The sequence below is a fragment of the Vibrio pomeroyi genome (genome assembly GCF_024347595.1).
Lineage (GTDB): Bacteria > Pseudomonadota > Gammaproteobacteria > Enterobacterales > Vibrionaceae > Vibrio > Vibrio pomeroyi.
The window spans coordinates 1432878-1454688 of the sequence record NZ_AP025507.1 but is presented as its reverse complement, the minus strand read 5'-3'; the positions used below and the strand labels follow the sequence as shown (position 1 = coordinate 1454688).

The 21811-nt window shown below is 43.7% G+C and carries 17 protein-coding genes; 13 read left to right on the top strand and 4 right to left on the bottom strand.

Going from position 1 to position 21811, the window contains the following annotated elements; translation table 11 throughout:
- Positions 1-124 precede the first annotated feature (124 nt).
- Genes OCV12_RS22470 through OCV12_RS22460 form a run of 3 tightly spaced genes read left to right on the top strand, consistent with a single transcriptional unit; the run spans position 125 to position 5324 of the window.
- Positions 125-1213 (top strand): efflux RND transporter periplasmic adaptor subunit, encoded by a 1089-nt coding sequence (locus OCV12_RS22470; RefSeq protein WP_261886220.1) that lies wholly within the window; start codon positions 125-127, stop codon positions 1211-1213.
- On the top strand, positions 1213-2268 hold the full coding sequence (locus OCV12_RS22465; protein ID WP_261886219.1) for an efflux RND transporter periplasmic adaptor subunit: 1056 nt from the start codon (positions 1213-1215) through the stop codon (positions 2266-2268). Before OCV12_RS22470 ends, OCV12_RS22465 begins: the two co-directional genes overlap by 1 nt.
- Complete coding sequence (locus OCV12_RS22460; protein WP_261886218.1) at positions 2265-5324, top strand: efflux RND transporter permease subunit; 3060 nt, start codon at positions 2265-2267, stop codon at positions 5322-5324. Before OCV12_RS22465 ends, OCV12_RS22460 begins: the two co-directional genes overlap by 4 nt.
- Positions 5325-5555: 231 nt before the next feature.
- On the opposite strand, the gene OCV12_RS22455 is transcribed toward OCV12_RS22460, so the two are convergent.
- Entirely contained in the window at positions 5556-6293 is a 738-nt protein-coding gene (locus tag OCV12_RS22455; RefSeq protein WP_261886217.1) for an EAL domain-containing protein, read from the bottom strand.
- Between the two features lie 577 nt (positions 6294-6870).
- On the bottom strand, positions 6871-7503 hold the full coding sequence (locus tag OCV12_RS22450; protein WP_017631160.1) for a hypothetical protein: 633 nt from the start codon (positions 7501-7503) through the stop codon (positions 6871-6873).
- Positions 7504-7793: 290 nt separating this feature from the next.
- Here OCV12_RS22450 and OCV12_RS22445 point away from each other — a divergent pair, with 290 nt between their 5' ends.
- The 3 genes from OCV12_RS22445 to OCV12_RS22435 all read left to right on the top strand — a co-directional run bounded on the left by OCV12_RS22445 (position 7794) and on the right by OCV12_RS22435 (position 9298).
- A complete protein-coding gene (locus OCV12_RS22445) occupies positions 7794-8039 on the top strand; it encodes a DUF2164 domain-containing protein (protein WP_261886216.1) in 246 nt (81 codons plus the stop codon).
- 153 nt (positions 8040-8192) lie between these two features.
- Positions 8193-8732 carry a cytochrome b gene (locus tag OCV12_RS22440; RefSeq protein ID WP_261886215.1) on the top strand — a complete coding sequence of 180 codons (540 nt, stop codon included), beginning with the start codon at positions 8193-8195 and terminating at the stop codon, positions 8730-8732.
- Positions 8729-9298 (top strand): YceI family protein, encoded by a 570-nt coding sequence (locus OCV12_RS22435; protein ID WP_132763107.1) that lies wholly within the window; start codon positions 8729-8731, stop codon positions 9296-9298. The genes OCV12_RS22440 and OCV12_RS22435 overlap by 4 nt, the downstream gene beginning before the upstream one ends.
- 409 nt (positions 9299-9707) lie before the next feature.
- Here OCV12_RS22435 and focA read toward each other — a convergent pair whose 3' ends face one another.
- Positions 9708-11159: a formate transporter FocA gene (gene focA, locus OCV12_RS22430; RefSeq protein ID WP_261886214.1), complete on the bottom strand. Its 1452-nt coding sequence runs from the start codon at positions 11157-11159 to the stop codon at positions 9708-9710.
- Positions 11160-11432: 273 nt separating this feature from the next.
- Here focA and OCV12_RS22425 point away from each other — a divergent pair, with 273 nt between their 5' ends.
- Positions 11433-12338: a LysR substrate-binding domain-containing protein gene (locus OCV12_RS22425; RefSeq protein WP_017631156.1), complete on the top strand. Its 906-nt coding sequence runs from the start codon at positions 11433-11435 to the stop codon at positions 12336-12338.
- Positions 12339-12820: 482 nt separating this feature from the next.
- A complete protein-coding gene (locus OCV12_RS22420) occupies positions 12821-13315 on the top strand; it encodes a DUF1097 domain-containing protein (protein WP_017631155.1) in 495 nt (164 codons plus the stop codon).
- 180 nt (positions 13316-13495) lie between these two features.
- On the opposite strand, the gene OCV12_RS22415 is transcribed toward OCV12_RS22420, so the two are convergent.
- Positions 13496-15241 carry an ATP-dependent endonuclease gene (locus OCV12_RS22415; RefSeq protein ID WP_261886213.1) on the bottom strand — a complete coding sequence of 582 codons (1746 nt, stop codon included), beginning with the start codon at positions 15239-15241 and terminating at the stop codon, positions 13496-13498.
- Between the two features lie 238 nt (positions 15242-15479).
- On the opposite strand from OCV12_RS22415, the gene OCV12_RS22410 reads away from it, so the two are divergent.
- From OCV12_RS22410 to OCV12_RS22390, 5 genes are all read left to right on the top strand, one after another.
- Positions 15480-17219: a bifunctional metallophosphatase/5'-nucleotidase gene (locus OCV12_RS22410; protein ID WP_261886212.1), complete on the top strand. Its 1740-nt coding sequence runs from the start codon at positions 15480-15482 to the stop codon at positions 17217-17219.
- Positions 17220-17819: 600 nt separating this feature from the next.
- The gene (locus tag OCV12_RS22405) at positions 17820-18821 is read left to right on the top strand and encodes a TerC/Alx family metal homeostasis membrane protein (RefSeq protein WP_048662004.1); all 1002 of its coding nucleotides are present in this window, start codon (positions 17820-17822) and stop codon (positions 18819-18821) included.
- Positions 18822-19133: 312 nt separating this feature from the next.
- On the top strand, positions 19134-19322 hold the full coding sequence (locus tag OCV12_RS22400; RefSeq protein ID WP_017059812.1) for a hypothetical protein: 189 nt from the start codon (positions 19134-19136) through the stop codon (positions 19320-19322).
- A gap of 151 nt (positions 19323-19473) precedes the next feature.
- Positions 19474-20214 (top strand): DUF1223 domain-containing protein, encoded by a 741-nt coding sequence (locus tag OCV12_RS22395; protein WP_239846566.1) that lies wholly within the window; start codon positions 19474-19476, stop codon positions 20212-20214.
- A gap of 204 nt (positions 20215-20418) precedes the next feature.
- Positions 20419-21708 carry a DEAD/DEAH box helicase gene (locus OCV12_RS22390; protein ID WP_261886211.1) on the top strand — a complete coding sequence of 430 codons (1290 nt, stop codon included), beginning with the start codon at positions 20419-20421 and terminating at the stop codon, positions 21706-21708.
- Positions 21709-21811 lie beyond the last annotated feature (103 nt).

The following is a 21811-nucleotide window of genomic DNA, read 5'->3' as shown; positions in this document are numbered from 1 at the left end:
TCTACACTGTTTTTACTGAAATAAAAAATACTGCACAGGTGGAAAGTAAAGCTTGTGGAATCTAAAATTTTCAATATACTGCCCACCTGTGTAATAAATCATAATAATTAAATGGAGAAGCATCATGCAATCCAAGTTGTCTATTCAAGCCAAGACGAGTAAGCAGATAGGCGTGGCGTTTGCTGCACTATTACTCGCAGGCTCTTTGACCGGATGTAATAAGGTTCAGTCAGAAGAAACCGTTCAAGTTGTTAAGCCAGTAAAGCTGTTTGAGATCCCTCAACAGACAGATATGGAGCTTGATAGTTTTATCGCAAAAGTGGATGCGACCGATCGTGCTGCGCTTTCTTTCAATGTGGGTGGAGATATTGAAACTTTCTCTGTTCGCATGGGACAAGAAGTGAAGAAAGGGCAAGTACTCGCCGTGTTAGATGCGACGGATTACCGTATTGCAGTTGATGCAGCACAAGCAAAATTTGATCTGGCAAACAGCCAATACAAGCAAGCGTCTGAGTTGTACTCGAAGAAACTTGTGAGTACGGATTACTACGACCAAGCCGTAAACACCTTTACTGCCGCTGAAGTTGAGTTGGACCAAGCAAAAACAAACCTTGGTTACACCACATTAGTTGCTCCATTCGATGGTGTGGTATCGATGGTGTTTGGTAAGCAATATCAATTGATCGCAGAAAAGCAGCCGGTACTTAACATTTTGAATCACAGCGAAATGGATGTGACTTTCTCTATTCCGGTATCAAAGCTTGAAGACCGTTCAATTCAAGACCTAACAAGCTCAAACATGTGGGTTGTGATGGATAGCCACCGCGGCATTCGTATCCCAACGCGTTTCAAAGAGATTTCAACGCAACCAGACGAAGACACCAACAGTTATCAAGCGGTTGTGTCTATCGAAAAGCCTGAAGACATCAATCTGCTTTCCGGCATGACAGCGCAAGTGGAAGTTCAGAAAAACAGAGCGGACTACGGCATTGGTATTGTTGATTCTGCTTGGTTAAGCAAAGACGCAGACCACGGTGAACTGTGGCGCTACAACCCAAAATCGCAATTGATTTCTAAAGTACAAGTCACCCTTGATGAACAAGGTAAGGTGATCGATGGCCTATCTTCTGGCGACCTAATCGTAGAAGCAGGTGTAGATGTGTTATCAGATGGACAGCAAGTAAAAGCTTGGTTACGTGAGGGCGGTATTTAATGAACCTTTCCAAATTATCAGTTGTGGTTGCATCTGCGTTATTACTTCAAGCTTGTAATAACGAAACAGACCACCGTGAACAACCTTCACTTTTGGTTTCAACTTTTGAAGTTGGCGCACCACTTACTGATCAATTCAGAAGTTTTAACGGACAGGTGATGCCTGCAGAACTGACACCGTTGGCATTTAAGCTTGCTGGTGAGATTCAGCAAGTATTGGTTGAAGCGGGTGACAAAGTTGAAAAAGGTCAGCTACTGGCGACCCTAGACAACGCGACATACAAACAAGATCTAATAGACGCTCAATCTCAATTTAAATTGGCGAGCAAGCAATTGTCTCGCGGCACTGAGATGTTTGGTAGCAAGATGTTGTCGCAATCGGAACACGACCAACTCACCGCTAACTACAAACTGGCATCGGCTAATTTGGCTGCGGCACAACGCAAGCTGAGCTATACAGAGTTGCTAGCACCATTTTCAGGCACGGTTTCTACCGTTGATAAGCAGCGTTTTGAAAACACGACACCGGGTGAAACGCTTCTTAGTTTGTATCAGAACGATAAAGTTTACGTACGAATCCAAGTATCCGATTCAATCTTAGCGTCGATCAGCCCTGATATGCGCTCAAGTAGCTACCGTCCTGAAGCGACCTTTGGTGGTCATTCTGGAGAATATCCTCTGACGTATCTAGAGCACACCAGTGAATTGCATCCACAATCACGTACATACGAGTTTTGGATGCAGATGCAACAACCTGAAAGTGAAATTCTGCCGGGTACGAGCGTTACAGTAAATGTCGACATGGCAAAAGCAGGCCTAAGTGATGTTCAAGGCTACCAGTTGCCGATGACGACGCTACAAGCCGGCGCTGAAGCGAACCAATTTTACGTGTGGAAAATGGAAGACGGCCAAGCATTCAAAAGCGAAGTGGAAGTCGACAAGATCAGCGGCCAAGGCGCACTTATCGCTCATGGTGTTGAGCAAGGTGAGCTACTCGTAAATTCGAATCTAAGAAAACTCCGTGACGGAATCCAATTGTCAGGAAAAGCAGAATGAACATCGCAGAATATTCAATAAAGAACAAAGTAATCAGCTGGCTGTTTCTAGTCATTTTGGCCATTGGCGGTGTGACGTCTTTTGGTAATCTATCCCGTTTAGAAGACCCAGCTTTTACCATTAAAGATGCAATGATTATTTCAACTTACCCTGGCGCTACGTCTATGGAAGTTGAAGAAGAACTGACTTACCCGCTTGAAAAAGAGATAAGACAGCTCCCTTACATCGATAAGATCACATCGACCTCATCGAATGGTATGTCTCAAATTATGGTCAGCATGAAGATGGACTACGGTCCGGACGAGCTGCCACAAATCTGGGATGAAATGCGCCGTAAGATCAACGATCTACAGCCAACATTGCCAAGTGGTGTGAATTCCGTTCAAATCATTGATGATTTTGGTGATGTATTCGGTGTGATGATCATGCTGACCGGTGACGGTTACGATTACGTTGAGCTGAAACAGTACGCAGATTACCTAACGCGCGAAATCGAACTGGTTGACGGTGTCGGTAAAGTTAGCATTGCAGGTGACCAACAAGAACAACTGTTTGTTGAGATGTCACTGGAACGCTTAGCCGCATTGAACCTAGATATGTCGACGGTTACGTCACTGTTAGCACAGCAAAACAGTGTGGTATCGGCAGGCGAGGTGATGCTGAATGGTCAAAGCCTAACGATCAAGCCAAACGGCACGTTGAGCACGGTTGAAGAGCTAGAAAACCTGATCATTCATGGTCGCGATACAGGTAACCTGATTCGCTTGAAAGATGTCGCAGAAGTGACCCGTGGTATTCAAGAAAAGCCAGGCAATGTATTAACGTACAACGGCAAACCAGCAATCAACTTAGGTATTGCGTTCTCTTCAGGCGTAAACGTGGTTGAGATCGGTAAAGCACTGGATGCAGAACTGGATCGCCTAGAAAGCATTAAACCAGCGGGTGTAGAGCTGAACTACTTCTACAACCAAGCGCAAGAAGTCGATAAATCAGTGGCTGACTTCTTAATCAGCCTAGTTGAAGCGGTAGCCATCGTTATCATTGTTTTGTTGTTCGCAATGGGCTTACGCAGTGGTTTGATCATCGGTTTGGTTCTTCTATTGACGGTATTCGGTACCTTCATCCTGATGGACTACAACGATGTTGAACTGCACCGTATCTCACTGGGTGCACTGATTATCGCACTGGGTATGCTGGTGGATAATGCGATTGTTGTCGTTGAAGGTATTCTGGTTGGCTTGAAGAAAGGTAAGACCAAACTTCAAGCAGCAAAAGACATCGTGACACAAACACAATGGCCACTGTTGGGTGCGACCATTATCGCTATCACAGCCTTTGCGCCGATCGGTTTGTCGAAAGACGCAACAGGCGAGTTCATGGGCTCACTGTTCTGGGTACTGTGTTTCTCATTGTTCTTGAGCTGGGTTACGGCATTAACACTGACGCCATTCCTTGCAGAAATGATGCTGAAAGAAGAAGACAAGGTTGATGCAAACGAAGACCCATACAAAGGCATTCTGTTTGTTGTATTCGGCGCTTCTCTGAAATTTGCATTGCGCTTCAGATGGTTAACGGTAGTGAGCATGATTGCTCTGCTAGCGGCATCAATTGTTGGCTTTGGTATGGTGAAGCAACAGTTCTTCCCGCCATCAAACACGCCAATGTTTTACGTCGACATGTGGATGCCAGAGGGTACCGATGTTCGTGAAACCATTAAGCAGACTGAAAAGGTTGAAAGCTACATTCGCCAACAAGACGACGTAGAGTTTGTAACCACAACGGTTGGGCAGGGCATGCAACGTTTCGCTCTGACATACCAACCAGAGAAAAGCTACGAAGCATACGCCCAGTTACAAGTTAGAACGACTGATCGTGACACTATGTTTAAGGCTCTAGCGGCGTTAGACAAAGACTTAGCGAACGAATTTGAACAACCGACGTTCCAGTTCAAGTTGATTGAGTTTGGCCCATCACCGGCTTCAAAAATTGAAGCGCGTATCATCGGTGCCGATCCACAAGTACTGCGTAACATTGCGGTTGAAGTCGAAGACATCTTGCTTGCTGATCTAGGCTCTCGAAATGTTCGTCACGACTGGCGTGAACGCACAAAAGAACTTGTGCCGCTGTTCAACGAATCTAAGGCTCGTCGCCTAGGCATTTCAAAAACTGATCTGTCTGAGACGTTACAGATGGCGTTTGGTGGTTACAACATCGGCCTACTGCGTGATGGTACTCATATGTTACCTATCGTAGCGCGTTTACCGGAAGAAGAGCGTTTTGATTTCGAATCGCTAAACAATGTGAAGATTTGGAGCCCATCGCTACAAACTTACATCCCAGTTGAGCAAGTGATAGATGGCGTAGAGCTTCAATGGTCTGAGCCACTGATTCAGCGTCGCGACAGAAAACGTACGCTAACGGTATTGGCTGACCACGATGTACTTGGTGATGAAACACCAGCGAGTCTGTTTGCTCGTGTGAAACCAAAGGTAGAAGCATTAGATTTACCAGAAGGTTACAGCATTAGCTGGGGCGGTGAGTACGAAAGCTCTAAAGATGCGCAAGAATCTTTGTTTGGTTCGCTTCCAATGGGTTACTTGCTGATGTTTATCATCACGATGCTTCTGTTTAACTCGGTTCGTAAGCCGCTTGTGATTTGGTTTACGGTTCCACTCTCTATCATTGGTGTTTCAATTGGTCTGTTAGGTACCAATATGCCATTCAGCTTCACGGCGTTCCTAGGCTTGTTGAGTCTAAGCGGCATGATTTTGAAGAACGGCATCGTATTGCTTGACCAGATCAACAGTGAGCTATCAACAGGTAAAGACCCATACTTAGCGGTTGTCGACAGTGCGATTAGTCGTGTACGACCGGTATCTATGGCAGCACTAACGACTATCTTGGGTATGATTCCTTTGGTATTCGATGCATTTTTCGGCTCGATGGCGATTACCATCATGGCAGGCTTAGGTTTTGCTACAGTACTAACGCTAATAGTAGTACCAGTGATGTTCGCTATTCTATATAGAATCAAACCGTCCACTGCGGGTTATTAGGGATTGATATAAAACAGATTCTTTTAAGCCAGCCCAGTCATTTTTGACTGGGCTTTTTTATGCGCATGATTTAGCACAACACTGATTTAAGTAAACATCTGTATGCAGAGAAAACGATGTGACGACCGCTACACGAACAAAGCACTTCGTGAACAAAGGAGTGTGTTAAGTGACAGGTATTAAAAAGCCGCTAACCAGTGGTCAGCGGCTTTAAGAAAAGGAGGGGTGGCTTTAGATTGCTAAACGGATATCCAATTCAATCGGCTTAGGCATGGCTAGGTGGTAGCCTTGGTACATGTCGAAACCCAAGCTTTGCATTGCCGCGAGTTGATGCTCTGTTTCAATGCCTTCGATGACAGTCTTAGCGCCAATTTGCTTCGCGAGCTCTAGAACTAATTCCATTTCTCGTGTGTCACCTTGCTCAAAATCTAACATCACTGAGCGATCGATCTTAATGATATGAGGGTTGATGTGGCGTACGCGTTGTTCCGTTGATGCTTGCGTTCCGAAATCATCGACCGCGATCTGAAAACCATTCTCCGCAAGAGAGAGGGCTGCATCTTTCAAGCGCTCTTCACTTTCGGCATTCAGCTCTACCAACTCCATCACGATCTGCTCACATGAAAGGTTCAGCTCATGAAGACGTTTTGCCAGAAGGCTGTCACTGACTTTTTCTGCAGCAAATAACTCACCAACGTTTGGAAGAACGTTCAAGAATAGGTGCAAATGACGGATAGTTGACTGTGCGAAGTTACGAATGTGGATAGCGCGACTGAGTCTCTCTACATTGATTTTGTCTGTGCATGAGGTGTCATCTGAATGGAAGAAGTGATCAGGACGAACAGTATCCCCTTTGCTATTCGAAATACGCACCAAAGCCTCTACGCCTATCTGAGTCATTGAGTCGTCAAATATAGGTTGATAGACACTTCGCAGTGTTAGGTCTTGATATTTCGCAATAAACTGCATATCGGCATCCACAGATATACAGCTAATAAATTCACTTCTGTCTGATAAAATCATAGTCGCTAATAAAGGTGTTTATTCAATGACGAAAATATACGTCATGGCTGTCACAATATTGACAGGTGTTAGTAAATTGTCAATTAATAAAAACTCATTTGCAGGGTCAATATTTAAATAAATATAATTAACGAAAAATCAGCATGATAAATGATATTAACCATTAATTTAACTTATCATTCACTAGGTTTGATAGTTGCTGTGAATTTAATGGCTGAGTAACGCCTTACATATCAATCCCAACCAATATAAAGCTAGAACAGCGATACACCAGAGAAAAGTAGGGTTAAAGGCTTAGATTATGGGTGAATGTCAAAGTTAGAAAATAAAGATACTTAACTGGTTACATAGAAGTGATATCTACCTCTCAAAATCGATAGCATCGGAAGAACCGTTATTAATAAATCGATTAGAACGTTCGAATAATTAATGAACAATGACTGGATGTCTTTTATAAAATATTGGGATGAAGGTCTAACAATTTTCTTTCAATATTGAATGAAAAAGTTGACCCGTATTATCCCTACCATTGAAGTACGGCATAAAGTTGCAGGTATTTACGAACCAATTGTTGATTCCCTGACCGTTTTAGTGGGTGGCCAAATTTAATAAAGCACGGACTGATTCTAAAGTTGTTATTTAAATCAGCAGCGAATTGAGAATCACTCTCTCTTAACGTGATACCTTGTTGGCTGTATTCGGTTATCTCGTCTGGGAGCTCTCCCATCCACCAGTGCAACAACTCACCACTGTTTTTACTTCGGCTTATCCAATGGTCAGAAACAATGATCAAAACGTCATTGGGTTGAATGGCGAATCCGTACTCTTGCTGCCAGTTATGAATGTCTAGCATCAATTTTTTACGACACGTTTTTCCCGCGCTTACCATATGGTGGCTAATCATCCAAACTGTGCCGATTTCAGAAGAGATTCGGAAGTGGCGGGGCGTTTCTCGAGAGGAGAGCATTTCAAGTGGGCTAATGTTACTCGCATGATTAAAGCTTACGAAGGTGTGTTCCATTCGTCGGGCAAAGGCTTTACCGATGTGATGCTCACTGATCCCTTGGTTATGCACCGTAGGGTAATGACGCTCACAGAGTTTTAGACAATCGTCTTGAAACTGATTGACGCTTTTAATCACGAGATCTAATAACAATGAAGTCCCTTATACACAGTTACTATCTTATTGATGGGCAATAGTACGGTAATTAATGTGTCATTACCTATCGCCAAAGTGCGAGTTCTTGATCCCTCTATCAAAATTAGCGATTACGGAGCGATTTTATGGATAGCACTGGCACTTCGCTGGTCTGTATTCTAAATTATGAGGAATTCTAATCAGTTAGAAAGACTATCTTTAGCAGCAAAGTTACCAGTGAGTTAGCTAGATTATAGTTTAGTCAGCTGTTCACGATGGATTTATTTACTCTTTACTTGGAAACATTCATGACCATTCAACTAGATTCGAAGCGAAAGTCTGAGCTCACTCATACTCTTCAAAAATACCTGCAAGATGAACTCGATGTGGAGCTTGGCCAGTTCGACACGGAATTCTTGGTCGACTTCATAAGTAAAAAGTTTGGTGCGGTCTACTACAACAAAGGGATAGAAGACGCCCAAAAAGTGATGGAACGTAAAATGTTAGATATCTCAGACGAGCTTTACGAGATCGAACAAATCGTTGAAATCTAACGTTTAGCCCAAACTTGTTCAAATAATTTGAACAACTCGTTTAATTTGAAATGATGTTACCAATGTAAAGCTTGGTAAATAATATGTTACACAAACTTGGTGTAGGGTACGCTTTTCGAAACTACACTACTCGTTAACATTCGGAAGAGATGCATGGACAACAACGTTAGAAATTACAACCCTTTAGCAAGAGCGATGCATTGGATTTCAGCTCTCGCGGTATTTGGCTTATTTGGTGTAGGCCTGTGGATGGTTGATCTTTCATACTACAGCGAGTGGTACAAAACAGCGCCAGACTATCACCGTTCGGTAGGCATTCTTTTGGCTGCCGTTACCGTTATCCGCTTGGTTTGGAAACTTGTTACCGCGTCACCTAAAGTGGAAGGTAAAAGCTATGAAGTTGCAGCAGCGAAGATCGCTCACGGCTTCATGTACATCAACTTAGCGGTTTTATTTATTTCAGGTTATTTGATTTCAACATCAGATGGCCGCGGGATCGAGGTATTCAATTGGTTGACTGTACCAAGTATGGGCGAACTGTTTGCAAACCAATCTGATCTCGCAGGTACGGTTCACTACTATGCTGCATGGGTACTGATCATTATGGCATCAGTGCACGCCTTAGCGGCGATAAAACACCACGTTATCGACAAAGACGATACGCTACGAAAAATGATAGGAGCTTCAAAATGAAAAAGTCAATTATCGCTACAGGATTAGCATTTGCTATGGCAATGCCTTTCGCTGCGAACGCCGCTGATTACGTGATTGATACAAAAGGTGCGCATGCTTCAGTTAACTTTAAAGTTAGCCACCTAGGCTACAGCTTTATCCAAGGCCGTTTTAACACATTCTCAGGTGATTTCTCATTTGATGAAAGCAACGTTGAAGCATCAAAAGTAAACGTAACTATTGATACAACAAGCCTTGATTCAAACCACGCAGAGCGTGACAAGCACATCCGTAGCTCTGACTTCATTGATGCAGGTAAATTCTCTGACGCTACTTTCAACAGCACAAAAGTGGTTGATAAAGGCGACGGCAAACTTGAAGTAATGGGTGACCTTAAGCTTCACGGCGTAACTAAGCCAATCGTTATCGAAGCTGAATTCATCGGTGCTGGTCAAGACCCTTGGGGCGGTGAGCGTGCTGGTTTCGTTGGTACAACTCGTCTAGAACTTGCTGACTTCAACATTCCAGTAATGGGCGCTTCAAGCTACGTAGATATGGATCTACACGTTGAAGGTGTAAAGAAGTAATCTAGCTATTGATGATCGCTAGCTGGTATCAATCTTTTATGTAACACCAAAAGTTGAATCGATACCTGATACCTAGAAAGCAAAAGCAACAGTTAGAAAAAGAGAAAGGCGCAAAGTATTCACTTTGCGCCTTTTTATTATGGTAAATGGTAACGCGTTTAGATCTGTTTTGTGTCAAACCTTTAGTTGCGCTTTAAGCCACCATTTACTTTTAGCCAGTCAACGTTGCCATGACTGATTTTCGAGGTGAACAACTAATCCCTAATTGTTCAACCTTGTCCTAGTTAGCTAACCACTTCCTAGTAAAACAGTCGTTAGCTACACGCTTCCTAGTTAAACCGTTGCAAGTTAATCCACTTTAGATTCAGGCACTGTAGATTAAACCACTGCAAGTTAAACCCTTAGCCAGTTAAGCCGTTTCTAGTTCCGCTTTTGGAACCACGTTTAGGCGTTCACCGTAGATAGGGCGAAGTGCTTGCATCACCTCAGTGCGAGTAAGAACACCCACCATCACACCGTTTTCCAATACTGGAAGCATATGTGGCTGGCTCACTTTCATCGCTTTTGCACGCTCTTCTAGAGAAAGAGAAGTCAGGCGAGTTGCGAAGCCCATGCTTGTAGTAGGGTACAGTTGCTCTTTGTCGATACATAGGAACTCAGCGACATCAACCAGTTTGTCGTTTGCATCGATTGCCACAACGTCACGGCTCATTAGGTCTACGACTTTCTGGCCTTTAGTTGGGATGTAATCTTGGCACCAAAGGTCAACCATTACGTCGTGAACAGAGAAGATACCAACAAGACGACCTTCAACATCGCAAACAGGGGCGCTAACAAGTTGAGCGTCTAAAAGTGAATCAATCGCCACTGATGTAGGCATTTCTACGCTTAGTGTAATTGGTTGAGTGTTCATGATTTGCTTGATAGTCGTTGCTGTGTTCATAGTGATTTCCTTAACTGACGTAATTTCTGTTGTTTGTGTAATTGCAGTAATTTTTGCTGCTTTAAGTTGTGGGCGGCGGTAGATGCTCCAATTGGCTAAGCCGACCAATACCGAACCACCTACAATGTTGCCGATTGTTACAGGCACCAAGTTTGCGGTGACAAATTTCATGATGTTTAGGTCTGCGTACTGGGCTGGTGTTGCGCCAATTTGCATCCAAAAACTTTCTGGTGCGAATGCTTGAATCGTGATGCCTAGTGGAACCATGAACATATTCGCCACACAGTGTTCAAAGCCTGAGCTAACGAACATTGCCACGGGTAATACAGTCATCATGGCTTTGGTCATCGCATTAGCAGAGCTGAACGTTAACCAAATGGCTAAACACACCAACAAGTTACAAAGCACACCCAAAGCAAAAGCTTGAACAGGGCTGTGGTGTAGCTTGTGTTGAGCAATATTCAGAGCATTTAAGCCCCATTGCCCACCATCCAATTGATACAAGCCAGCTGCGCTTACTAGGGCCAAAAGGAACATGGCACCGATAAAGTTACCGACATAGACCTTGCCCCAAATAGACAGCATCTTAGTGAAGGTAATCTGCTTGTTTGCCCATGAGATGCTTGATAACACTGAGCTGGTAAACAGCTCGCCACCGCAAATCACAATCAGGATTAACCCCATACTGAATGCAAGACCGCCAGCTAAGCGACTCAATCCCCATCCAGCACCAGCGCTGCCCGTGGTTACCGTGATGTAGAATAAAAAAGCAAGCCCGATGAATGCGCCAGCCATGATTGCCAAACTCAATGTCATGCTGCTGGTTTTATTTGCTTTGCTTAATGCAAACTTCTCTGCTTCCGCCATCATTTCTGTTGGTGAGAACAGTTGATGATTTTCAGAAGTGCTGGTTGCCATATCCCCCCCTTGAACAATCCGTCATGTGTAATTCCTAGTGTTAATGACTTGGTTAATCCGTAATGGTTAATCAGTAATGTTTTGCAGGGCTCGTTGTGTCCTGCCATTCCAGATTAGGGGGTAGCGAGGTAGAGGTAAAATTGATAATTTTTAAAAACCACATCAAATTTATTGATATAGCTTGGGTTACGAGTAGAATGAAATCGATTGCTCATCGGCTTGATAAAAAACGAGCATCAGGACACAAATAATTAAAAGCATTAAGGATGAATTTTGCGTTATTCATTAAAGCAACTCGCGGTATTTGATGCAGTGGCAGATTCCGGGAGTGTTAGTATTGCCGCAGACAAGTTGGCGTTGACTCAATCAGCGACAAGTATGTCTCTTGCACAGTTGGAAAAAATGCTCGGCAGGCCTTTGTTTGAAAGGCAGGGCAAGCAAATGGCCCTTACTCATTGGGGCATGTGGCTAAGGCCAAAAGCGAAGCGTTTACTGCAAGACGCACAGCAAATAGAAATGGGCTTCTATGAGCAGCATTTATTGAGCGGAGAGCTCAAATTAGGTGCGAGCCAAACACCCGCAGAACACTTGGTTCCAGACCTCATCAGTATTATTGATAACGACTTTCCAGAGATGAGAATCTCGCTCGGTGTACAAAGTACCGACGCCGTTATCGATGGCGTATTAGATTACAAATATGACTTGGGTGTTATCGAAGGCCGTTGTGACGACAGCCGAGTTCACCAAGAAGTGTGGTGTACGGACCATTTAACGGTAGTTGCATCCGCTCATCACCCGTTTGCGAAGCGTGAAAGAGTGAGTTTGGCGCAACTAGAGCAAGCGAAGTGGGTATTACGCGAACACGGTTCGGGTACTCGCAAAGTTTTTGATAGCTCTATTCATCATTTAATTGGTGATCTTGATGTTTGGCGAGAGTATGAACACGTTCCTGTTTTAAGAAGTTTGGTAGCAAACGGCCCATATTTAACGTGTTTACCTTATCTAGACGTCGAGCAGTTTGTTGAATCAGGTCAGCTCGTTACATTGAATGTTCCGGAGCTTGAGATGGAACGTACGCTGTCATTCATTTGGCGTGCCGATATGGCGGAAAACCCACTTGCTGAATGTATTAAGCGTGAAGGCAAGCGTATGATGAAAGGCAAACCGTCAGTTCTATAACGGTAATTTGATAAAAGGCTAGGGGCTGTTGACCTTTCGTGGTTAAGTTTTGTTCGAGGTAAAATCGTTTTAGACGCGGCGAAGAGTATGTAGCCTAGTCATTCTAAGCAAATATTCTTCAACAAAGTATAAAGCGATTTTTGCGGGGGCGCCTAGCTCGAACCCTTCGGGCAGCCCTTGTGGTTCATTTCTACTGCGTTATCGCCTTTTCATGTAGGCTAGCTACACGTCAAAGCCCCTGTCTTGTATAAATTTCCCACAAAGGCTGCAAAATCAAGCTCGAAAGGTTAACAGCCCTTATAACTAAATGTGTTGAATAAGCGATTCCGGTCTCTATCTAGTGATAAATGCACATTTGCGTACATTATTAATGTGATCACGATCGGCTAAAAGAAGGCGTTCTTACCATAGTATGCTTACTTGATTTTAAGTGAGGCTAAATCCGGTTGCGTTCAATTACGTAATTAGGCTTTAGAAATAGTATGAGTACATTAGTCGCGATTTCATTAACAACAGGTATTTTGTCAGGTCTTTGGGGATGGATAGCTATCTCTTTCGGCTTATTGTCATGGGCAGGTTTCTTAGGTTGCACCAGTTACTTTGCTTCGCCAACAGGCGGCGTAAAAGGATTGGCAGGTAGCTTACTAACCAACATGACAGGCGTATTCTGGGCAATGGTGATTATCGAAAGCTCAACCTTCGCAGGGTTAGAGATTTTAGGCTATGTGATTACTGCTATTGTCGCTTTCTTTATGTGTATTCAAGCAAAACAAGCGTGGCTAGGTTATATCCCAGGAACCTTCATTGGTTGCTGTGCAACGTTTGCCGCAGGTGGCGATTGGCAACTTGTAGTGCCATCTTTACTGCTTGGTGGTGTATTTGGATACTTAATGAAAGCAACGGGGTTATGGCTTCACGAGAAATCGACCCAATCTTCGGAAGTTGTTGAACAACACGCTAAACAAGCAAAGGCTTAATTCGATAAGCTGGTCCTAGTTTAGTCACTGTGAACTCTTGCAAGATAACCCCCAATTAATTTGTATATCGATTTATACAGGCACACCATTTGGTGTGCCTTTTTTGGTTTTGGTTACTCTAAAAATACGATGCTCTTATCTACAGAAGAACTTATACCGTCTATCAGAAAAGCTAAAGGCTTAGGTATTCCCGTTTGCCATGGTGATAACACGTTTTAGCGTCCACCTTAACAACAATGGAATGCATTCTTGCCCTTGGTTTTCACAATGCGAGACGATAGCTAATGCAAGGTCTGGTTTTGCATGTTTCTTCAATACTTTAGCGACGACTTTCTTAGGAGGAATAGGGTGGTCGTAAGGGATCTTAACCATGTCACGGAAAAAGTTCTCGAATCCATTCATGTATAAGTAATGTTCGATGTCTTTGTCAGGCAACTCAGTTAAGCGATGACGTTCTTGGTCATTACCAAGTTTTGATAGCACGGTTGCTGCGTATTTTTTACCTGCTGCATCGCCGTCAGTCACCACATGCCAATCGATGCCAAATTCTTGCGCGACCTTAATCAATGCTTTGAGGCCTGATTGAGCGAATTCGATAATCTGCACACCTTCAGCAGCAAGGTTGTAACCACATTGGTTGGCTAACTCATTAAACAGCCATACTTCGGTTTCGCCCTCTACTAATAGCCAGCAACGCGCAAACAGTGCACCTGAACGGTGAAAGCGAATATGGAAACCAATTCGCCTTAGCTCATCTTTACTGAAGTGGTTCATGTTGAGTTGATTAGCGATGGTTTTGTCGGACTGACGTACCAATCGACGAATCGATTGAAGAGGTACAGCTGCGAGTAGATCGCCACTGTTGGTGGTGAGGATCTTCTGCATTGGCAGTTTTTGCATCAAACTCCAAGCCCTTGCCAAGTGGGTTGGATGCAATCGACCTTCGGGATCTTCAAGGATCAAAAGAGGGCGCGCGCATCGTCTTAAGTCATTTGGCCCTTTAGCCTGTAGATACGCGTTCAGTAACCCCATGAATAATAAGCGAGTTTGTTTGTTCTTAGTCTCTTCGACAAGCTGATGAATGCTCTGATCATTAGCACCTGCAGAATAGAGTAAGCCATCGCGCTGTTTTCTAGGATTACGTCGAGAGTTACTCTTGAAAGAAAAGTAGTGTTCAATCAGGCTTTGCATCGATTCTAAACTGCTGCGCATCTCGCCTTTGTTTACGTGGCCTGGAATCGCCATTAAACGTCGGCAGGTGTTATCAATGCGTTTTTCTATTCGAGCCTGACGAGCGTTTCCATTCCCATTTCCATTAGAAGCATGTCCATTGCCGTTGCCATTATTACCACCGTTACCGTTAGCTCCATTGCCGTTCGCATTGCCATGGATGTGGCCATTGTGGTTAAGTGACTTGCCATTGAATGGACGATCGAAGTGCCTTGCATCTCGTAAGCGAATCACAGGGTGCAAGGTCATTAATTCTTGAGCGAGCTTTTCAGAATGGTGAAGCTTGAGTGGGTTACCGTCCAAACCTAAAAATGCGTAGTGAGTGGTAGTTTCGTACTGTTCTAACGTGGCGCTGATTCGGTAATAAATACGATAGACACCGAACTCATCCTGAACCCAAATCGGTTTGAGTTTACGATAACGACCTGCGTTGAGTTCGCTCTTGTCGTTGGCCTTTAATGCGAGAACAATTTGAAGATGTTGAGATTGTGGGTGTGAAACAGAGTAATCGACATGAAAATCGGTCATTTCAAAGTGATATGGCACACCGTCTGAAGGAAGAACGACGGAAAGGGCATCCAATAATGAAGACTTACCCCAAGTATTTTCACCAATAAGCGTGGTTAGCTCGTCAAACGCGAGTGACATGCGCTTGATACCTCGAAAGCCAGAAATCTCGATTCTTTCTAATTGCATAGGCTTACTCCTAACGGAAGGCTCTGCTAATTGTTTGAAAGCTAACAGATATCTTTAATCATAATCGAAAATCACCAATTCGGTATGCTCTTCGGTCACAAAACCCATTGATTATTTATACGGCGCAAAATGAGATTTTTGATCTATCTCGAGTATTTTTTTGCAGTGCAGTTTCATAAAATTCACGATTCTGTCATGATTCTCGACCTAGTATGAAGGGACAAAGAGAGAAGAAAATATGACTAAAAAGAATAAGCCGACAAAAATAGTGTTGGCACACATCAACGACACCCACTCATACTTCGAACCAACCTCATTACAGCTATCACTTAAAATGAACAACCACATCATTGAACCTTATGTCAGTGCTGGTGGCTTTGCTCGAATTTCAACGCGCTTTAAACAGATAGAACAAGATGCCCAGCGACAAAAGGTTGGAACCCTGTTCCTGCATGCTGGGGACTGCTTTCAAGGCACCTTGTACTTTTCTCTGTTCAAGGGGAAAGCCAACGCCGATCTGTTGAATGCGCTCAATATTGATGCCATGACGCTTGGTAATCATGAATTAGACATGGGTAATGAACCTGTGGCGATTTTCGCGAAAAGAATCAAATTCCCACTGTTGGCCGGTAACTGGAATCTATCGAATGAGGATATCAATAAAACTCATACCTTAGCGGACAACAAGATTGTTAAGCCTTACCTGACGGAAACACGAAGTGCTTCTTTTATAACTAAAGAGTTTGATGGAGAGAAAGTTGCGATCTTCGGCTTAAGCATCGACAAGATGGCAGGTATTGCTAACCCAGATATTGATACACCGTTTGAAAACGCCTTAGAAACGGCAAAAGCAACGATAGAACAAATTCACCAGGCTGGTATTAACAAGATAGTGCTGCTTAGTCACCTTGGTTATGAAGCTGATTTAGAGCTAGCGGCGAATGTGCAAGGCATCGGTGTGATTGTTGGTGGCCACAGTCACCGCTTGCAAGGTGACTTCTCGGATATCGGCTTAGTGAAAGATGATGACTACGGTGTAAAAATTGGCGACACCTATGTTGTGCAAGCAGGTTTCCACGCAATGAGCCTAGGCCACTGTGAAATCGAGTTCGATGCTCAAGGTAAAGTGACGCACTTTAATGGTAAGAACGAACTGTTATTAGGTCGTCGACTCTTTATAGACGCGAAACTGAGTGAAGTCGGCCAAGGCGACGCACATGAGATGGCGTGTGAGTTTTTGAACAATCACCAGAACATCGCAGTGTGTAAGAAAGATCCTGAACTACAGAGTATTTTGACGGATAAGTATCAGCCTAGAGTTCGTAAGCTTCAGCAGCAAGTCATCGCTCATGCTGACAGTAAACTTCGTCATGTACGTATCCCTGATGAACAAGGGCCAAGTCAACTTGCGCCATTGGTGGCTCAGTCATTCCATTACTTGATGAACAAGAAAGGCCATCAGGTAGACTTTGCTATCCACAATTCTGGCGGTGTAAGAAATTCACTGAATAGCGGTGATGTTTCGGTTGCCGATATTGCCGGAAAACTACTACCGTTTGCCGTACCTATTGGTGTTTATGAAGTCAGAGGTGAAACGATCGCAGGCATGTTGGAAGGTGCTATCAATAACGCATTGGATAATGGTGTGGTTGGTACAGGGTCGGGTAGCTTCCCTTACACACACAACTTAAGGTTCTGTTACCACAAAGAAGCACCTTTAGGGCACAGAATTCATCACCTTGAAATCCACTCTGAAGAGGGTGGTTGGCAGGCAGTTTCGCGAGAACGTGTTTATCGCGGCGCATCATCAGCCTATACCATGAAAGGGAAAGAAGGTTATAACGCAGTCTTGGATATGATAGGAGATGGCATAGTCACAACCGACTCAATGGCAGACTGTTTCATTGCCTTTTTACAAGATCACCCTGAGTCACTTCAACACAACGAACCGTTGAATTGCATGGAATGTTTTAGGTAACAACGTCTAATATTTGCGCTTAGTATCATTATCTTGAGTGATTTATAAAATTGGCACTGTTTATGCTTTATTTCCCGGGTAACTTCCTGTGGAGGCAAAGCATGGATAGGAAAGATTGGTTAGACGCGGCTGCCGTTGTTGGTTGGGTGTCTGTTTGGTCTGCATTAGTGTACTTAGTACCAACAGCAGGTTTATAACTGTAGGTTTATAACACATGCGGTTTGAGATGCTCGTGAGTAGTTTGATTGAATAACGGGAATAGGGCAAAACCTGTTCATCGTATTCTTGGAATCAATACGAGTGTCGTTTTGACAAGCCGATAGAAATAAATAAGGAGCGTTTTGCTCCTTTTTTATTTATTTCTGCAAATTTATCTAGACGAAACAAAGTTAGGGGAATATTATCCACGCGTTTGGGGAGTAGTTAGCGCAAGTTTACATATCGTCATCTCGTTAGGCCAAGTGTCTATCCGGTATGTAAAGGTGAAATCCCATATTTCACTTCAACGAGACCAACGCAATCACAGTCAAGATCCGTAATGGAGCTTGATATGCTTTGTTTGCGGAAGGTCTTTGTACAGTTCTTCCGCCCGGAGGAATAATGAACTCAACTCAATCTCTATTATCTACAAATAGTGAATCCTTTTTTTCATCGCCGATCATGACGACTTATGCGGGCTTTTTCCTGCTGACGGTGATTCTTGTCTCTATTGATATCTATCAGACTCGTGGTGGCAACGTCACTATCAAGAAAGCGGCAATCTGGAGTGTTTTCTGGTTTGTACTTGCGTTTTTGTTTGCAGGTTCTATCTACCTATTTTGGGACATTTATGCGCCCAATAGCGACTACACAGCGCAAAAAGCAACAGTGTCATTTATTACCGGTTACTTGCTAGAGAAGTCATTGAGCGTAGACAACCTGTTTGTATTCGCGATGATCTTCGCTCAATACCAAGTTCCTGAGCATCTAAGACCACGTGCGCTTCTTTGGGGCGTAATTGGCGCATTGGTGCTTCGTGCAATTATGATCGCACTAGGCGCGCAACTATTGGCGGAATACCACTGGGTACTTTACGTGTTTGCTGCGTTCTTGATTGGTACTGGTATTAAACTGGCGTTAGACAAGGGCGAAGAAGAGAGTGTGAATACACTGCCTGAAAAGCTACTTCGTAAAATCATGCCGGTAACAGAAGACTTCCATGGCCCAGCGCTAATGATTAAGCAGGGTACCAAATGGGTACTAACACCAATGATGTTGGTGATTGGTGCTATCGCAGTCATGGACGTGATGTTTGCACTGGACTCTATCCCTGCAATCTTCGCGGTAACACAAGAACCGTTCTTGGTACTTGCTGCTAACGTGTTTGCGTTACTTGGCCTGCGTTCGTTGTACTTTGTACTTCAAGGCATGATGGATAAGTTCATCTACTTGAAGCCGGCACTGGCATTCATCATGGTCTTCATTGGTGTGAAAATGCTACTGGTCGACAGTGAATGGGCTATCCCAACTTACTGGTCTTTAGCGGTGCTGATTTCAACGATGACGATTGCGGTTATAGCGTCGATTTATGCAAAGAAGCCAGACATTGAACAAGTAAATTAAAACAAATATAACTTATCGAAAACTCGATAAGAGATAGGTGGTCGATGAAGCGGGAAATTTATTTATGTAAAATTTCTGTGACATCGACCACTTTTGTTTGAGGGGTATTTGTACTAAATGCATGATTTGAGCATTATATTGAATTTTAAATCACTGATAATGCATATGTATTTCGATGTGTTGTTAATGGTTTGTTTTATTAGAAAAACTAATCTGAATATCCAATTTTAGTCATTTTTTAACCTGCAAAAGATCACCTATTATTCTTGTCATCAGAACGAAACACACAAACAAATTTATAGAGAGGCAATCATGGCTCAAGCAGTACAAATGAATACTATCGCTGTTCCTAACTCTATGGATAAGAAGACCTACTCGGTTAACTTCAAAGGATTGATTGCACACATTTTCGATATTCTTTTCGTAGACAACTCTCCACGTAGTTACTACGCAAGCGACCTATCTGGTCACATGCAACGCGATATCGGTATCAACCGTTAATCTCAGCGTAAACGCATAGAATAAAAGAAAGACAGAATTTAAAAAACGCCAGCTTCTTAGCTGGCGTTTTTGTATCTGAAACAATTTGTATTTGAAAGAAAACGTTAAGTACCGCGGTCTATAGATAAGTAGCTTCTATGAGGATCACGGTATGTCACACGCCAAACACAACACATCATTGATCAAACTCTGCTTATTTGCCTTACCGATCGGCTTCTATTCTTCAGTGTCGAATGCACAAACCTGGAGTAACGAAGGGCAACCTGCGCAGGTTATCGAGCTGTTCACCTCTGAAGGTTGTTCGAGTTGTCCACCTGCTGATGCCTACCTCAGTACTTTTGAAGATGACCCAGCACTCTGGACACAAGTCATCCCACTCGCGTATCACGTCGATTACTGGGATTACCTCGGCTGGGGGGATAAGTTCGCAAGCAAAGCATTCAGTCAGAAGCAACGTTTGTATAAAGCTTATGGTGTAACGAGCGGGGTCTATACTCCAGGTTTTGTTGTTGATGGAAAAGAGTGGCGCGGTTATTTCAATTGGCTCGATAGAACGTTACCTTCGCTTCCACAACAGAATAATCCCAAGCTGACGGTCAATCATAAAGGCGACACGTTCAGCGTGAATTACGAAGGCAAAGGTAATTATGTGGCTCATATTGCCTTGTTAGCGATGAACGAAGTTACCAGCGTCAAAGCGGGCGAAAACAGAGGTAAGAAACTCGAACACGATTTTGTCGTGGTTTACGATGGTTACCAACGTGGTGAATCTGAGTGGCAATTCAATGTGGATTTTGATCCTCTTGTCGCTGCGCCCGATGCCGTAGCGGTATGGTTAACCGCACCTAATTCGTATGCACCTGAACAGACGGTAGCAGGGTGGTTGAATTAAACTCAGGGAACTCAATTTCAACAGTCCGATATTTATAAAGCAAAGCAGGTTGGGCGACACTAAACAGCTACTGTGTCGCCTTTGTCCCGTTCTGCTTGGTCTAAATTGCTGTTAGAGGCTTGAAATGGGCGATTTAGTTACGTAATACAGCTGAAATACGTTAATATAGCGCGCTATTATTTTAGCTTTGAGTTCCTGCAATTAATGACTAACACCACGACACCAACCAACTTCTCTGATCTTGGCTTAATTTCTCCTTTAATGGCTCGTCTTACCGAGCTTGAATACCAACAGCCAACGCCTATCCAAGCGCAAGTTATTCCAAGTGTGTTAGCAGGACGCGATCTAATTGCAGGCGCAAATACGGGTTCAGGTAAAACCGCGGCATTTGCACTTCCTCTGTTACAACAGATCCATGAAGATGCACCTTTGGACCGTCGTTCGGGCAAAGGTAACTTCGTTTCTGGCCTTATCTTAGTGCCTACTCGTGAACTGGCTAAGCAAGTTGCTGACAGCGTTAAATCTTACGCAGTCCATTTTAACGGTGCGATTAAAACGGTTTGTGTATTTGGTGGTGTGTCTGTGAACACTCAGATGCAAGCACTACGTGGCGGTACTGATATCTTGGTGGCGACACCGGGTCGTTTACTTGACCTTATTTCAAGCAACGCTATCAAGCTTGATAAAGTGAAAACGCTTGTGCTTGATGAAGCTGACCGTATGCTAAGCCTTGGCTTTACAGAAGAACTAGATGCTATCTTGAAGCTACTGCCAAGCAAGAAGCAAACTCTATTGTTCTCTGCAACGTTCCCAGAGCAAGTTCAAACGCTTACTCATGAGCTACTGACTGACCCAATTGAAGTCCAACTTCAAAGTGCTAACGCGAGCACACTGGTTCAGCGTGTATTCGAAGTAGAAAAAGGCCGTAAGACAGCATTGTTAGCTCACCTAATTCAACAACACGAATGGCGCCAAGCTCTGATCTTCGTGAATGCAAAAAACAGCTGTGAACACCTAGCAGACAAGCTATACAAGCGCGGTATCATTGCAGAAGTATTCCACGGTGATAAAGGCCAAGGTTCACGTACTCGTATCCTTGAAGATTTCAAATCTGGCGAGATCGATGTTCTGATCGCGACAGACATCGCAGCACGTGGTCTAGATATTGAAAAGCTTCCAGTGGTTATCAACTTTGATTTACCGCGTAGTCCATCAGACTACATGCACCGTATTGGCCGAAGTGGTCGTGCCGGTGAAGTTGGTCTAGCGTTGTCTCTGATCGATCATGAAGATTACCATCACTTCAAAATCATCGAGAAGAAGAACAAGATTCGTCTTGAGCGTGAGCAAATCGAAGGTTTTGAAGTCGATGAAGAAGCTACAGCTGAACTGATTGCCGCGCTTAAACCTGTTGCGCCACCTGCTGGCACGGGCAAGAAGAAAAAGAAGAAGAAAGCAGCACAAAACCAAGATGTGTGGCTGAAAAACAACTGATACTGATTCAGTAAACAATCGATATTTTAAAGGCGCTTAATTGCGCCTTTTTTGTGTCTGTAATACGAGGACTGTAAGTAGCTAGAGTAACGTGTACTGGTAT